Genomic DNA, 15398 nt, shown 5'->3' with positions numbered 1-15398 from the left:
TCAGCCGGCGGCCTCCGTCGCGAACGGGCGCACCTCGACGGGCAGGCCGACGGCCTCGGCGTACCGGCGCCCCCACGCCAGCGCCTCGTCGAGATCGGCGGCCCGGAGGATGACGATCCCCCCGAGATGCTCCTTGCCCTCGGCGAACGGCCCGTCGGTCATCAGCACCTCGTTGCCCGAGGCCCGCAGCACGGTGGCGGTGGCCGGGTCGTGCAGCCCGTCGCCGAACACCCAGGAGCCGGCCGACTCCAGCTCCCGGCGCAGGGCGTCGACCTCGGCCATGACCCGGTCCATGACCTCCGGCCCGGGGACGGGACCCTCCGGCTGGTACATGCCGAGCAGATAGTTCTTCACGTCACTCCACCTCGTACGTCGCGATGACCACACCGGTGCCGGTCGGCACGCTCTCCACCAGCCGGAAGGCCGCCGGTGGCCCGTCCGCGGGGAACAACCGCCGTCCCGACCCGAGCACGAGCGGATGCACCGACAACACCAGCCGGTCGACGAGCCCGTGCGCGAGCAGCGCCCGGACCAGTTCCCCGCTGCCGAGCACCACGACGTCGTGGTCGATCTCCTTCTTGAGGGCTTCCACGGCCGGGACGCCCTCACCTTCGAGAAGGATCGAGTTCGGCCAGGCGGGCGGTCGGCCCATCGTCCTGGATACGACGTATTTAGGGGTGGCGTCCAGTTTCGCGGTGAACGGGTTGCCGTCGGCCCGCCCGTGCCAGACGGCGAAGAAGTCCTCATAGGTGCGGCGGCCGAACAGAATCGCGCCGGTCGCGGCCATGCCCGCGCCCATCACCCGCATCATCACCGGGTCGGCGTAGGGGGCGGCCCAGCCGCCGTGCCGGAACCCGTCCCTGGTGTCCTCGTCGGCACGGCCGGGCGCCTGCATCACCCCGTCCAGCGTCACACTCTCGGTCACGACGATCTCGCCCATCGATGGCGGCCCCTTTCGGTCTCACCACCTACACGAACGAGGCACCCCGAAATCGACAGCGGGGTCTCACTCAGGCGCGGAGAATCTGGGCCAGGCTCAGCGGGGGATGCCCCGTCACCTTCTCGACGTGGTCGGTCACCACGTCGAGCTCTCCGGCCGCCACCGCCGCGTAGGACGTGACCCAGCCCGCCACCGCCCACTCCGGCGCCCCGAAACGCTCGCGCGAGGCGTAGGCCTCGTCGAGGGTCTCGTCGGCGAAGGTCACCGACGAGCCTCTCGCCTCGGACAGGATGCGGGCGACGTCGGTCATGGTGAGGAGCTCGGGGCCGGTCAGGTCGTAGGTCACGCCCTGGTGGTCGGCCGGGTCCTGGAGGATCGTGGCGGCCACCGCGGCGACGTCGGCGCGGGCCACCGGGGCGAAGCGGCCGTCGCCCGCGGGGCCGCGGATGACGCCGTCGTCGCCGATCATGTTCTCGAGAAAGTCGAGGTAGAGGCTGTCCCGGAGGAAGGTGAAACCCACTCCGGTCTCTTCGATGTGCCGTTCGGTGTGCCAGTGGTCCCGGCCGAAGGTGAACGTGCACTCGGGCCCCGCTCCGAGGAACGAGGTGTAGACGATGCGGGGAACGCCCGCCGCCACCGCCGCGTCGACCGCCGCCGTGTGGAGGGCGACGCGGTCGGGATGTTCGGTCGCCGAGATCAACATGAGGACCCCGGCGCCGTCGAGGGCCGCCGCGAACGCGGCCGGGTCTTCGTAGGGCGCCTGGGCGATCTCCGCGCCGTCGAGCCGAGGAGCCCGGGACGGGTCGCGGACGACCAGCCGCTGCCGGACTCCGGCCTGCGCCAGTCGCCGGGCGATCCGCCCGCCGAGCCCGCCGGTCGCCCCGGTCACCGCGATCAGGTCACTCATCAGACCAGTTTCGCATGGGAGAGTCCGGCCGCCTGGTCAGCGCGCGCCGAAGCCCTCCTCTAGATGATCATCCGTGGGCGCCGGAAACGAGGGAACCGCGGACGAAGCTACTGGTTGAGCACGCCGTTGAAGAAGGTGGCCAGCGAGTTGGCGCCGGAAGTGACACCGTCAAACACTCCCCTGACAGCGCCGGCCGCGGCTGACGGCTGAGTCCAGAGGTAGAAGGCCACGAACGCAATGCCTGCGTACGTGAGCACTTTCTTGACCTGCATTGGGGGGCCTCCTGCGGTATGTGTCCCGGATTTTTCTACCCGGCGACATCAGTGATCATAACTAGCCGGATAGAGAGGAGGACCTTCCGGCACGCCCGACCGCAGTAAAGGCACACCCCGGTTCAGGCGAAGAGTGAGTTGAAGAACAGGGCGAGCGAGTTCGCCCCGTCACCGACGGCGTCGAACACGCCGCGCACGGCGCCGGCCGCCCCCTGGGGCTGGGTGAACAGATAGAAGATCACGAAGGCGATGGCGGCGTACGTGAGTAACTTCTTGGCGTTCATGGCGGTGCTCCAACCGTGTTCAGTGCCATCACTCTGCCCCATCGGTCACCGCCGTGGGTGCCGTTTGGCGCGATCCCGGGTTCCCGCCCGCTTCCCCCAGGCGTCCCTGGAAAAACTCCCGTTCACCCCAAACCGAAGGGACCTTAGTTTCGAAGAACCTCATAAAGGGAGGTCAGGTGCGCCGGAAGGTAGCGGTCATCGGCGGCGGCGTGGCGGGGCTCACCGCCGCGCACGTGCTGCGTGCCACACACGACGTGACCCTCTACGAGGCCGACGACCGGCTCGGAGGGCACGCCCACACCCACGACGTGGCGGGGCTGGCGGTCGACAGCGGGTTCATCGTCCACAACGACCGCACCTATCCCCATCTGACGCGGTTGTTCCGGGAGCTGGGGGTGGCCACCCAGGAGTCCGACATGAGCATGTCGGTACGCTGCGACGGCTGCGGCCTCGAATACGCCGGCGGCAAGGGCGTCACCGGACTCCTGGCCCGGCGGCCCTCGGCGGCCTACCTGCGCATGCTGGCCGACGTGCCCCGGTTCCACCGGATGGCCCGCGCGCTCCTGGAGACCGACGACGACCGCACCCTCGGCGAGGTCACCCGGCGCTACCCGGCCTATTTCGTCCGGCACTTCCTGACCCCTCTGGTGGCCGCCGTGTGGTCGTGCCCGCCCGCGACCGCGCTGCGTTATCCGGCCCGCTACCTGTTCACGTTCCTGGCCAACCACGGGATGCTGAGCGTCTCGGGCAGCCCGGTGTGGCGGACGGTCACGGGCGGCAGCCGCACCTACGTCGAGAAGGTCGCCAAGGGGCTCACGGCGGTGCGCACCGCGACCCCCGTACGGGAACTGAGGCGGCACGCCGACGCGGTCGTGATCCGCGACGACGGCGACGAGACCGCCGCCTTCGACGCCGCGGTGGTCGCCACCCACCCCGGGCAGGCCCTCGCCCTCCTGGCGGCCCCCACGGGCCTGGAGCGGCGTGTCCTGGGCGGCCTCACCTACTCCCGCAACCCGGCGGTGCTGCACACCGACCCGAGCGCGCTGCCCCGCGCCGCGGGCGCGCGGGCGTCGTGGAACTACCGCATGTCCGGCTGCGCCGCGCAACCCTCCTCGGTACGCGTGTCCTACGACATGACCCGCCTCCAGCGGCTGCCGGGCGGAACGCGCTATCTGGTCACCCTCGGCGACGACGTGCCCGCCGAACACGTCATCGCCCGGATGGACTACGAACACCCCGTCTACACCCCCGAGACGGTGGCCCTGCAGAAGCTGCTGCCGGGGCTGTCGGACGGCCGGGTGGCGTTCGCGGGGGCCTACCACGGGTGGGGTTTCCACGAGGACGGCTGCCGGTCCGGGCTGAGGGCCGCCGAGAACCTGGGAGCACGCTGGTGACACCCGCCCTGTACCGCTGCACGATCACCCACGTGCGCTCCTCGCCGCTGCGCCACGCCTTCGCCTACGACGGCTGGTTGTGGCTGGTGGACCCCGACGACCCGCCGCGCGGCTTCGACACCGGCGCCCGCGCCGAGCTCGACGCCTTCCTCGCCGGACACGGCGAGCGGGCCGGCGGGGTCGTCATGCTCGCCGGGCGGCGCACGCTCGGCCACGTCTTCAACCCCCTGACCGTCTACTGGTGCGACACCGGCGTCGTGGTCGCCGAGGTCCGCAACACCTACGGCGGACGCCACCGCTACCTGCTGCGCCCCGACGCCCACGGCCGCGCCGAGACGGGCAAGGAGTTCTACGTCTCGCCCTTCCACCCCGTCGACGGCCACTACACGCTCCGGCTGCCGCGCCCCGGCGAGCGGCTCGACCTCGCGGTGACGCTGCATCGTCCCGAGGGGCGGCCGTTCGTGGCGACGGTGCGCGGCCGGCGGGTGGCGCCGACGCTGCGCAACCGGCTGCGGCTGGCGCCCCTGCTGACGGGGGCGCGGATCCGGCGTCAGGGCATCGCCCTCTACCTGCGCGGGCTGCCCGTCGTCCCCCGAAAGAGAGAACCGAAATGACGCACGTCCTCGCCCTCACACCCCCGCGGTCGCCCCTGCGGGTGCGGGTGGTCCGGCAGCTGTTCCGCGACGCGGTGGCGCGGTTGCCGCTGCGGGTCCGGATGCCCGACGGTGAGCTGCTCGGCGACCCCTCCGGCCCGCTCATGCGGGTGGTGCGCGCGGAGGACTTCTTCTCCCGGGTGGGCGCCGACGGGCTGATCGGCTTCGGCGAGGCCTACATGGCGGGCGACTGGGAGGCCGACGACCTGGCCGGCGTGCTGACCGTGATGGCGACGCAGCTGGCGACGCTGATCCCGGCCCCGCTGCAGCGGCTGCGCGGCGTGTGGGCGCGGCGGCACCCCCGCTCGGAGGAGGGGACGGTGGAGAACGCCCGGCGGAACGTCCAGCGCCACTACGACCTGTCGAACGACCTGTTCGCGCAGTTCCTCGACCCGTCCATGACCTACTCCGCCGCGCTGTTCCGCGGCGAGGCCACCTGGGAGAATCTGGAGGAGGCCCAGCACGCCAAGATCGACCGGCTGCTCGACGAGACCCGGGTCGGCCCGGGGTCCGCGGTGATGGAGATCGGGACCGGCTGGGGCGCGCTGGCGATCCGGGCCGCCATGCGCGGGGCCGTGGTCCGGACGATCACCCTGTCGGCCGAGCAGCGGGCGTTCGCCCTCGAACGGGTGGCCGCCGCCGGACTGTCCGACCGGGTCTCGGTCGAGCTGTGCGACTACCGGCAGGCGGCCGGGTCGTACGACGCGGTGCTCAGCGTGGAGATGATCGAGGCGGTGGGCGAGCGCTACTGGCCGGTCTTCTTCGCCACCCTCGACCGGCTGCTGGCCCCCGGCGGGCGGGTGGGCCTCCAGGCGATCACGATGCCGCACGACCGCATGATGGCCTCGCGGCACACGTACACGTGGATCCAGAAGTACATCTTCCCGGGCGGGCTGCTGCCCAGCGTCACGGCCATCGAGCAGAACCTCGGGCCGCTGCGTGTCGCCGGCCACCACGAGATGGGCGGCGACTACGCCGAGACGCTGCGGCTCTGGCGGGAGCGCTACTGCTCGCGGCGGGCGGAGGTCTCCCGGCTCGGCTTCGACGAGCTCTTCCACCGAATGTGGATCTTCTACCTGGCCTACTCGGAGGCCGGTTTCCGGTCGGGTTATCTGAACGTGCGGCAGCTCGTTCTGGAAAGGAGTGGGTCGTGACGCTCGTCGCCACCCGGTTGGCCGACACGGTCGCGGGGCTGTTCGGAGGTGAGCTGCCCGTGGGGCTGCGCACGTGGGACGGCGGGTTCGCCGGTCCCGCCGACGCGCCCGTCGTGGTGCTCAGATCGCCGCTGGCGCTGCGGCACCTGCTGTGGGCGCCCGGCGAGCTCGGGCTCGCGCGGGCCTACGTCACCGGCCACCTCGACGTCGAGGGCGACCTGGCCGACGGCTTCCGGCGGGTGTGGGCCGCCGGGACGGGCGGCCCGGGGTTGCCCGAGCTGGCGCGCGGGGCGCGTGCCCTCCTCGGGCTCGGCGTCGCCGGCCCGCGCCCGCCGATCCCCGCCAGTGAGGCGCGGCTGCGCGGCCGCCTGCACACCCGCGGCCGCGACCGCGACGCCATCGCCCACCACTACGACCTGTCCAACGACTTCTACTCGCTGATCCTCGACCCCTCGATGGCCTACTCGTGCGCCAAGTGGGCGCCCGGAGACGACCTCGCCTCGGCCCAGCGCCGCAAGCTCGACCTCGTGTGCGCCAAACTCGGCCTCGGACCGGGGACGCGCCACCTCGACGTCGGCTGCGGCTGGGGCTCGATGGTGCTGCACGCCGCCGGGTACGGCGCCGAGTCGGTCGGCGTCACGATCGCGGCCGAGCAGCAGGCGTTCGTCCGGGCCCGCGGCGGCGAGGTGCGGCTGCAGGACTACCGCGACGTCTCCGACGGCCCCTACGACGCGATCTCCTCCATCGAGATGGGCGAACACGTCGGCGAGGAGAACTACCCCGTCTACGCCTCGGCCCTGTTCGGCCTGGTGCGTCCCGGCGGGCGTGTGGTCGTCCAGCAGATGTCACGCGGCGCCGACGCGCCCGGCGGCGGCCCGTTCATCGAGCGCTACATCGCGCCCGACATGCACATGCGCCCCGTCGGCCGGACCGTCGCCATGTTCGAGGACGCCGGCTTCGAGGTGCTCCACGTGGAGGGCATGCGGGAGGACTACGCGAAGACCGTCCGGGCCTGGTACGACACCTTCGAGTCCCGCTACGACGAGGCGGTGGCCCTGGTGGGGGAGGAGGTCGCCCGGGTGTGGCGGCTCTATCTGGTGGGGGGCGGGCTGGCCTTCGAGTCGGGGCGCATGTCGGTCCACCAGATCACTTTGGGCCGCCCGTCGTGACAACCTGACCCGGGGGTGACGCGTCGAGGTGATATGCCGGAGAACCAAGGGCCCAGCAGGTTGCAGATCTGGTTGGGTGTGGGCCTCATCGTCCTGTTCGTCGCCGCGCTCGTGGCCCTCGTGCTGCTGCGCGACGACCCGCAGTGGGACCGGCTCGTGTTCCTGCTGCAGGGGCTGGAGGCGCTGGTGTTCGCGGCCGCCGGGGTGCTCTTCGGGACCGCCGTCGGGCGGTCGTCGGCCGCCGTGCAGGAGGTCGCCCAGGCGCAGGAGCGGGCGGCCGTCGCCGAGACCGACGCGGCCAACGGGCGGGCGCTCGCGTCGGCGGTGCTGGCGTCGGAGGAGCAGAGCGCGCGGCGGGGCAGCCGCGAGCCGGCGACGGCGGCCGAGTCGGACCTGGCGGCGCTGGCGCGAAGGTTGTTCCCCAACGCGTGACGAGCGTTGTACGCGTCGGTCCGAGGAGCGCGTCCGGTTGTCCGGTCGTGCTCCTCGACGACTCCGGAGAACGGCTGCTGCGGCACGCCGACCCCGCCGGGTTGTCCGCGCTCACCGGTGACCCGTCCCCGCGGGGCCGGCGCTCGCTGGGCCGGGCCCTCCACGACCTCGTGCACGATCCCTCGCTGGCCGGGGCCGTCTACCTGGACGTACGGGACGAGGAGTTGCGGTCGCTGCCCTGGGAACTGGTGATCGGTCCCGACGGGAGGCGACCCTTTCTGGCCGAAGGCGCGTGCTGGGCGCGCGGCGCGCCGCGTCCCTGCGCCCGGGGCGAGGTGCTGGTGCCGATCCGGCTGCTCGTCGTGCTGGGCGACACCGACGACCCGGCGCTGCTGGCCCGCGAGGAGGCCGACGCGATCAGGCGGTCGCTGCGGGGCCGCCACGGCGCCTGGCACGTCGAGGTGCTCGACCAGCCGACCCCCCGGCAGTTCTTCGACCGGATGGACGAGGTGCGGCCCCACGTCCTGCACTTCGTCGGGCACAGCGGGGTCCACCCGCTGGAGGGCCTGCCGATGCTGGCGTTCAACGGCCCCGCGGGGGCCGAGGGCGTGACCGCCGACCGCATCCTCAACTCGGTCAAGGAGCCGCCCCGGCTGGTGGTGCTCAACGCCTGCGGGGCCGAGGATCCCTCGGAACTCGCGGCGGCCTTCGGCGCGGGCGCGGTGATCACGATGCGCGGAGACGTCACCTCCGGCCCCGCGGTGGTGTTCGCCGAGCACTTCTACGACACGCTGGCCTCCGGCGCGGGCGTCGGTGAGGCGGTGCGGGCGGCCCGGTCGGTCATGTTCCGCGAGGGCCTGCCCGAGTGGGAGGCACCCTCGCTGGTGGTGTGGCACCCGGTCGAGCAGGTGTTGCCCTGGAGGTTCGGGGTCGACGACGCCACCGCCCGCCACCTGGGCGAACTCTATTCCGGCGTGGCCATGGCGGTCGACCGGACGACCGAGCGCTGGACGTTGTGGGGCGGGCCCGACTCCGACGCGCCACCCCATCGGGCGATGCTCGTCGACGGCGGGCCGGGGGTGGGCAAGTCGTCGCTGGTGCGGTCGTGCGTGTTCACGTGGCGGTTGCGGGGCTGCGCCGCCGTGTACGTCGACGCCGCCGGTCTGCGCGACGGAAGGAACGTGCCGTGGCTCGACGTGGTTCGGGCCCTGGCCGCCGCCCTGCCGCCGCTGCCCGGCGCGGCGCGGTTCGCCCACCAGCTCGTGCACCTCAGGAGGGGTTCGCGCCCGCCCGCCGGGCCGTTCGACCCCGACGACCTCGGGCCCTGGGAGGCCGCGAACGAGGCGGAGCCGCACCTGCGCGAGGCGCTGTTCGAGGGGCTGCGGGCACTGCTGGCCGAGGCCGGGCCGGTGACGATCGTGCTCGACCATCTGGCGCTCGTACCGGAACTGACCGACACGCTCGTGCCCGGCCTGCTGCTGCCGGTGCTCGACGAGCGGCCGGCCGGGGTGTCGGTGATCGTGGCGGCCGACGACGACCGAGTGCTGGGCGGGTTCGCCGCCCGCGCCCACCGGCTGCGGGTCGAGCCGTGGCACCGCGACCGCACCGAGGAGATCTTCCGCGAGTTCGGCGCCCGCGCCAACCGGCCGTTCAAGGGCGGCTGGAAGGACGCCTCCGACTGGGCGCGCGAGCACGCGCCGGTGTTCATGCCGTCCCAGCTCCACACGTTCCACCGCATGATCGAGACGGGCCGGCCATGAGCGGGGACGTCGTCGGCCGGGCGCTGGACCTGTGGGCGGGTGGCGACTTCGCGGCCTTCGTCGCGGCCGACGGCGGTGACCGGCTCCCGCCCGGGTTCGCCCGGGAGTTCGCCGACCGGCTCGCCGAGGCGGTGGCCGCGCGCGGTGACGGCGACGCCGCCCGCGCGGTGCTCCAGACGGCCCGGTCGTTGCCGCTGCGCACTCCCGGCGTGGCCGTCAAGCTGCACGCCCAGCAGAACACCATCGCCGCCCGCCAGGGCGACATGGCGACCCTGCTCTTCGGCGCGCTCCCGCTCGACGTGCGCGGTGTGCTGATGCGCTGCGCGTTGCCCACCCGGTTCGAGGCCGGCGTCTACGACGCGGTGCTGCGCGGCGACGGCCCGGATCTGGCCGAGATGGTGGCCGGCGGGTGGCTGACCATGGTCTCCGGCCGTTACCGGCTGAACCCCGCGCTGCGGGAGACGGCGTGGGCGCGGTGGTGGATCGACGAGGCGTGGACGGGCCTCTACAGCGTGCCGCACGCGCTGCGCCGCACGGCCAAGACGATCGGCGACAGGATCGGCGACGATCTCGAACGGCTGCGGCTGCTCGTGCTCGCCGACCCCGACCAGGCCATCGCCTTCTTCTGGACCCTCTTCGAGCGCGCCGACGCCCGCTTCGACCTGGTCGCCTGCCAGGACCTCCTCGACGTGCTCGCCGCCGACGACCTGATCGGCATCAGCTCCCACGTGGCCGACAGCCGCTCCGCCTACCAGGCCCGGCTCACCGCCCGCACCACTTGGGCCACCGAATACCGCCAGACCGGCCGCTACCTGCGGCGTCCCGACCTCGAAGCACCGCTGACCGGTGACGCCCGCGTCATCCACCTCCATGCCGCCGGAGGCATGGGCAAGACGATGCTGCTGCGCTGGTTCATCGCCCGCCACTGCCTCGCCCAGTGGCCCCACGTGCCGTGCGCCCGCGTCGACCTCGACGACGTCGACCCGGTGAACGCGGTCCGCCACCCCTGGCTGGTGCTGCTGGAGATCGCCGCCCAGCTGTCCCCGCAGGTGCGCGGCGAACCGTTCGCCGACCTGCTGCGCGACCACGGCAGATACCGCCGGGTGCTCAGCCGGACCGCCGTGCCCGACACCGCGCTGCTCTCCGAGGCCGCCGCCGGCGCCCACGGCGACGACGTCACCAGCCGCTTCTTCGCCACCCGCCTGCCCGACCACGTGATCGTCTTCGACACCCTCGAAGAGCTCGTGCTCAGGCCGGCCGCCGACCCGCGTCCGTTCGTCGAGACGCTCGCGCGGTTGTCCGGGCGGCTCGTTCTCTCCGGCCGGTACGACCTGCGCGACCGCCTTCCCGGATTCGCCGACGCCTTCCCCGGGGCGGTCGGCCTGGAGGTGCCGCCCTTCAGCGACGACCTGGCCACCGCCTACCTGACCGGACGCCGCGGCATCACCCGGCCCGACCTGGTCGAGGCCATGGTCCGGCGGGCGGACGGCCTGCCGTTCGCACTCGCCATGTACGGAGACCTGGCCGAGGCCAACCCCGCTCTGTCGGCCCGGGAGGTCGACGAGGCCCGCGAGCCCGCGTTGCTCTACTGCCTCGAACGCATCCTGGAACGCATCCCCGACGACCGGCTGCGCTGGTTGCTGCGTTACGCGGTGGTGCCCCGGCAGCTCGACGCCGAGTTCGTCGCCGAGGTGCTGTGGCCCCACCTGGAGGCGGGGCTGCGCGACGAGAGACTGCTCGACGACCCGGCCGCCGACGAGCGTCCCGACCGGCGAACCAAGATCTTCCTTCCCGGGCCGCCGCCTCCCGAGGTGTCCGCCCTGTGGGACGAGCTGGTCGGCTACGCGGGGGCGACCTCGTGGGTGCAGGCGACGGGCGACGGACGCCTGGTCCTCCACGAGAACCTGCGCGATCCGGTGCGCGACCTGCTGCGCGCCCAGCCGGTCCTCACCGTGCTCCACGAGGCGGCGCAGGCCCACTACCTGGCGCGGGGACGACCCGCGGAGGCGGCCTACCACGCCTTCCAGGCGCGGGGGAAGGCCGCGCTCCGGACGTGGCGGGGGTTGGTCGAGGAGGCGTGGCGGTCGGGGCGTGCCGACCTGGCCGGGGAGCTGGCCGACGACCTGCTGATCTACGCCACCGATGACGAGGTGCGTTACGCGGCCCATGTGGAGCAGGCCCGCGCCGCGATCGAGGCGGCCCGGCGCGACCGCGAGCCGGGGGCGTCGGGGGCCCACTGGAACCGGGCGGAGCGCGCGCTCGCGGCGGCGGGGCGGCTGGGGGAACCCTCGGCCATGCACCAGGCGCTGACGGCGGCGGTCCTCCAGGCCCGCGACCGCGACGAAGAGGCCCAAGCGGTCCTGGACGCCGCCACTCCCGCCGCCGAGGAGTGGGACGAGGACGTGGCGGCCGAAGCGGAGCTGGTGCGGGCCGGCTCCCGGGACGCCGAGACGGTCGAGCAGGTGTACGAGAGCGCCAGGCGGCGGCGCGACCTGCCGACGGTGATGGTCGCGGCCCGGCGGCTCGGCCTGTCGAGCGAGAAGCTGGGCGCTCCCACGGCGGCGGTCGCCCACTACCTGAGGGAGTCGGGCGACCTGCCGGAACTCGCCCGGTTCCTGCTGCGGCGGGGGCGGCCAGAAAGCGCGCTGTCGGCCCTGGACGGCGGGGGCCGCACCGGCGCCGTCGACGCGCGGCTCGCCACCGCCGAGGCCCTGCTCGCCCTGCGCCGCCCGACGGCCGCCCTGGAGTCGCTGACCGGCGAGGTCGGCGTCGCGCCGACGTTGGTGAGGTCCCGGGCCATGGGCGACCTCGTGGAGTACGAGGGCGCCCTGACCGCTCTGGCCGACGCCCGGCGCGCCGCCACCCTTCCCTCGGAGAGAGCCGCGCTGGACCGGGAGATCGCCAGGATCCACCTCCACGTGGGCGGCGACGCGGGAGCGGCCGAGCAGGCGCTCGGCGACCACCTCGACGGCGTCCTCGACCCCGATCCGCTCTGGGTGGACCTGCTGCTCGCCCGGGGACGGCGGGAGGGCGCGGCGGCCACGGCGCGGCGCATGGCGTTGGGCTCGTCCGATCCGGTGGCCCGGGTGAAGGCGGCGGTGTGGCGGCTTCGCACCGGCCTGCCCGACCAGCGCGCGCTGGTCCTGGCCGTCGAGGAGATCCCGGTCCTCGAGGTGCGCCTCACGGCGCTGAGCGAGCTGCGCGCATGTGCGCTCCCGGTGGACCTGTCGGAATCGGTGCTCGACCCGTGGCTGGCGGAGCGGTCCGGGTGGGCGCCGGGTGACCGGGCCGGCCTCGACCTCATCGCGGTCGAGGTCGCCCGCCTCGCCGGGCGCGCCGAGGAGGCCACGGTGCTCCTCGACGAGGCGGTGTCGTGGCTGGCGCGGCACGACGACGTCGTATGGCTCGACTGGATCAGAGCCCGTGACCGGCTCGGACCGGCGACCGTGGGGGAACCCGAGCCGGGGGAGATCTCGGGCGGCTCCGATCTGAGGGGCACGTTCCTGGTCGAACTCGCGCGCCGCCGGATGTCCCTCGACCCCGAGAGGGCGGCGTCGCGGCTGGATCAGGCCGGGCGGTTGATGGGCGAGCGGCCGATGTACTGGCACGGGCTGCTCTGGCAGGCCCGCGCCGAGCTGGCCGCCGCCCGGGGAGAGCCCGACGAGCACTTCCGGCGGCTCGCGGAGGACGTGTGGCGGCAGCTGGGCCGGCGAACCGGCTCCGCCGAGCCCGGCCCCGAGGACGAGATCGTTCTCGTGCTGGACGATTCCGCGCCCGGAGACACCGAGACCTGGGTGGCGCCGAGGGCTCGAAGCGTCCTGGGCAGCCAGGTGCTGCCCCGGTTGGAGGTTCGGCTGGCGGAGACCTCGCAGCCCGTCGACGTGCGGCTCACGGGTGTCCGGGGCCCCGGTGAGTCACCCTGGGAGTTGCTCGGCTTCGACGGCCTGCCGATGGGGCTGCACCCCCGCATCCGGTGCGTGTACCGCACGCCCGGCGATCTGGTCGCGCCGGAAGGCCCGCCGTCCCCGCGGCCCCGCCTGGTCGAGATCCTCCAGCCCGATCCGGCTTTGGCCGCCCGCGGCTTCGGCGTGCCGGGTTCGCTCAGAGTGGGGGAGGCCTACCGGAGCCGGGATGTCGGCGTCACCGGGCCGGAGGATCAGCAGTTCGCCGTCCTGCACGTCGCCGGGGTCATGGACGTCTCCCTGGACGCGCCGGCCCTCTCGTTCCTCGGCGACGACGCGCCGGCCGAACCGGAGACCCTGCTCCGGCGGCTGTTCCGGCGCCGTGAGGCGCCGCCCCTGGTCGTGCTCGACATCCTCGCCCCCGCCAACCGCGCCGAGTTCCACCGGCAGCTCCTGCTGCGCAACCGGTTCGCCCAGGAACTCGTGCGGGCGCGTTTCCCCGTCACCGTGCTGGCCGTCGGCCCCGCGCCCGGGCTCACGCGATCGGTCGCCGTGACCGACGTCGCCTCCTGCGTCGCGGAGGGCTCGACGGTTCCCCAGCTGTGGCGGCGGCTCCAGAGCCACGAGACCGCCTCGGAGTACGACATCTACGCCTTCACGGCCACGGCGCTGTTCTCCAACGTGCGCCCGGCCGACATGCCCCGGTTCGGCCGCTGATGACCCGTCGCAGGATCGAGCTGCACGCCAAGATCGCCGGCTTGGAGGCCGAGCTCGCCGCCTGGCGGTCGATGGCCGTGCGGGGCGCCCGCCTGGAGAAACACCACAGCCAGATCACCGCCGTGACCACGGCCCTCCAGGTCGCCGTCGACCACCTGACCACCAGGGCCGACTCGGACGACCCCTGGACGGCGACGGAGCACCTGCTGATCCGCACCCACGACGTCCTTGACTACTTCCGCGCCAAGTTCGCCGTCCGCCTGGCCGACGTCTTCGCCGACTATCTGACGGTCGCCGACGAACTCGCCTGGGAATGCTACGAGCCGGTCCGCACGTACGCCCCCCGGCTGAAGGAACCCCCGCTCGTCTTCCTCGACCGGTCGGCCGAACCCTTCTCCATCGCCCGGGGCGCCGACTACGCCGCCGAACTGACCGCGCGACCGCCGGGCACCCTGCGCCGGGTCGTGGAGCGCCTCCCCGTCCCGCTGGTCGGCGTGCCCTGGTTCCACCTGCGCCACCTCCCCGACGCCCTGGTCATCGCCCACGAGGTGGGCCACCTGGTCGAGACCGACCTCGCCCTGACCTCGACCCTGGAGGCGCTGACCGCCGGATCGGGCCCCGACTGGCGGCGCTGGCTCGGCGAGGTCTTCGCCGACGTGTACGCCACCCTCGCCACCGGCCCCGGCTACCTGAGCGCCCTGGCGGACTTCCTCGACACCGGCGCGGGCGGCACGGGCACGGGCGCCTACCCTCCTCCGGAGACCCGCCTCGACGTGGTCAGAGCGGTCCTCGACGGCACGTCCTCCTCCCAGGCCGCCGCAGTGGCGACGGCCCTGGTCGCGGGCCCCTACCCCGAGCTGGGCGGCCACCGCCTCGACGAGATCCTCACCTTCGACCGCGACCTGGCCGACCGCCAGGCGAGGGCCCTCCTGCTCCGCATGGCCCCCGACCCCCGCTCGAACGTGCGCACCCTCCTCGCCTCGGCGGCCCTCGCCTTCGCCCACGACCCCGAGACCTACCAGAGGGCCGGCACGACCGACCGCGTCGTCGAGGCCGCCCACCGCAGGATCACGGCCGGAGTCCGCGCGGCCACCCCCTCGAAGACGGCGGCCGAACGCGGCCGCGAAGCGGGCGAGGCCATCCTCGGCCTGCTCCTCTAGCCGGAACAGGCCCGCCTCACATGCCCAGCCGGGCCCCCATCAGCTTCTCCACCGCCCACGGCTCCCCGTCGAGCGCCACCCGCGCGTGGTCCTGCCGCCCGAAGGCGAACAGCAGCAGCTCCTGGGAGGGCCCGGTGACCACGACTGCGGGGTCGGACATCTTCGCCCCCGCCTTCTGGCCCGTCCCGGCCCGGCGCAGCACCACTCCCACGGGCGACTTGCGGAAGAACACCCGGGCCCCGGCGGCCACCCGTTTCCACAGCAGGTCGTCGAGGTCGGCGGGCAGTTCCCTCGGCTCCCAGCCGGCCTGGGCGCGCCGCACGTCCTCGTGGTGGACGAAGAACTCGATCGTGTTCACCGCCGAGTCGAGTCCGGGGATCAGGCCGTAGGGCGTCCAGAAGGGCGGGCCCTGCCGGACCTCGTTCACCAGCTCGGCGTAGGGCCGCGCGCGCACCTGCTCCTGCACGTTCCGCGTGTAGGGCGCCAGGAACTTGACCGCGATCCCGGCGGCGGCGTCGATCCGCCGTTCCCGCACGACCAGGTGGGCGGCGAGGTCGGCCGTCTCCCACCCGTCGCACAGGGTGGGCGCGAACGGCCCCAGATCGTCGAGCAGTTCGGTGATCGCGGCACGTTCCGCGCGGGCGTAACTCATGG

Annotated in this window: 14 protein-coding genes; 8 read left to right on the top strand and 6 right to left on the bottom strand. The window is 73.5% G+C overall.

The window, feature by feature from the left end; genetic code table 11:
* The 5 genes from GT755_RS05600 to GT755_RS38415 form a co-directional block, all read right to left on the bottom strand.
* Entirely contained in the window at window positions 1-354 is a 354-nt protein-coding gene (locus tag GT755_RS05600; protein ID WP_161478574.1) for a YciI family protein, read from the bottom strand.
* A gap of 1 nt (window position 355) precedes the next feature.
* Entirely contained in the window at window positions 356-940 is a 585-nt protein-coding gene (locus tag GT755_RS05595) for a dihydrofolate reductase family protein (protein ID WP_161478573.1), read from the bottom strand.
* A gap of 70 nt (window positions 941-1010) precedes the next feature.
* Window positions 1011-1847 carry an NmrA family NAD(P)-binding protein gene (locus GT755_RS05590; protein WP_161478572.1) on the bottom strand — a complete coding sequence of 279 codons (837 nt, stop codon included), beginning with the start codon at window positions 1845-1847 and terminating at the stop codon, window positions 1011-1013.
* 107 nt (window positions 1848-1954) lie between these two features.
* Complete coding sequence (locus tag GT755_RS38420) at window positions 1955-2119, bottom strand: hypothetical protein (RefSeq protein WP_169806250.1); 165 nt, start codon at window positions 2117-2119, stop codon at window positions 1955-1957.
* A gap of 122 nt (window positions 2120-2241) precedes the next feature.
* On the bottom strand, window positions 2242-2403 hold the full coding sequence (locus tag GT755_RS38415; RefSeq protein ID WP_197038471.1) for a hypothetical protein: 162 nt from the start codon (window positions 2401-2403) through the stop codon (window positions 2242-2244).
* Between the two features lie 176 nt (window positions 2404-2579).
* Here GT755_RS38415 and GT755_RS05585 point away from each other — a divergent pair, with 176 nt between their 5' ends.
* Genes GT755_RS05585 through GT755_RS05550 form a run of 8 tightly spaced genes read left to right on the top strand, consistent with a single transcriptional unit; the run spans window position 2580 to window position 14744 of the window.
* Complete coding sequence (locus GT755_RS05585) at window positions 2580-3797, top strand: NAD(P)/FAD-dependent oxidoreductase (protein ID WP_328794178.1); 1218 nt, start codon at window positions 2580-2582, stop codon at window positions 3795-3797.
* Window positions 3794-4411 carry a DUF1365 domain-containing protein gene (locus GT755_RS05580; protein WP_161478571.1) on the top strand — a complete coding sequence of 206 codons (618 nt, stop codon included), beginning with the start codon at window positions 3794-3796 and terminating at the stop codon, window positions 4409-4411. The genes GT755_RS05585 and GT755_RS05580 overlap by 4 nt, the downstream gene beginning before the upstream one ends.
* Window positions 4408-5604, top strand: coding sequence for an SAM-dependent methyltransferase (locus GT755_RS05575; RefSeq protein ID WP_161478570.1), 1197 nt, complete (start codon window positions 4408-4410; stop codon window positions 5602-5604). The genes GT755_RS05580 and GT755_RS05575 overlap by 4 nt, the downstream gene beginning before the upstream one ends.
* Complete coding sequence (locus GT755_RS05570; RefSeq protein ID WP_161478569.1) at window positions 5601-6773, top strand: class I SAM-dependent methyltransferase; 1173 nt, start codon at window positions 5601-5603, stop codon at window positions 6771-6773. Before GT755_RS05575 ends, GT755_RS05570 begins: the two co-directional genes overlap by 4 nt.
* Before the next feature lie 33 nt (window positions 6774-6806).
* Window positions 6807-7205, top strand: coding sequence for a hypothetical protein (locus GT755_RS05565; RefSeq protein ID WP_161478568.1), 399 nt, complete (start codon window positions 6807-6809; stop codon window positions 7203-7205).
* Window positions 7202-8965, top strand: coding sequence for a CHAT domain-containing protein (locus GT755_RS05560; protein WP_161478567.1), 1764 nt, complete (start codon window positions 7202-7204; stop codon window positions 8963-8965). Before GT755_RS05565 ends, GT755_RS05560 begins: the two co-directional genes overlap by 4 nt.
* Window positions 8962-13584: a hypothetical protein gene (locus GT755_RS05555; protein WP_161478566.1), complete on the top strand. Its 4623-nt coding sequence runs from the start codon at window positions 8962-8964 to the stop codon at window positions 13582-13584. Before GT755_RS05560 ends, GT755_RS05555 begins: the two co-directional genes overlap by 4 nt.
* Entirely contained in the window at window positions 13584-14744 is a 1161-nt protein-coding gene (locus GT755_RS05550) for a hypothetical protein (RefSeq protein WP_161478565.1), read from the top strand. Before GT755_RS05555 ends, GT755_RS05550 begins: the two co-directional genes overlap by 1 nt.
* A gap of 16 nt (window positions 14745-14760) precedes the next feature.
* Here GT755_RS05550 and GT755_RS05545 read toward each other — a convergent pair whose 3' ends face one another.
* Window positions 14761-15396 carry a TIGR03085 family metal-binding protein gene (locus GT755_RS05545; protein WP_161478564.1) on the bottom strand — a complete coding sequence of 212 codons (636 nt, stop codon included), beginning with the start codon at window positions 15394-15396 and terminating at the stop codon, window positions 14761-14763.
* Between the last annotated feature and the right edge of the window lie 2 nt (window positions 15397-15398).

Origin of the sequence: Herbidospora solisilvae (assembly GCF_009901565.1) — a bacterium.
Classification (GTDB): Bacteria; Actinomycetota; Actinomycetes; order Streptosporangiales; family Streptosporangiaceae; genus Herbidospora; species Herbidospora solisilvae.
This window is presented reverse-complemented; position numbering and strand designations above follow the sequence as displayed.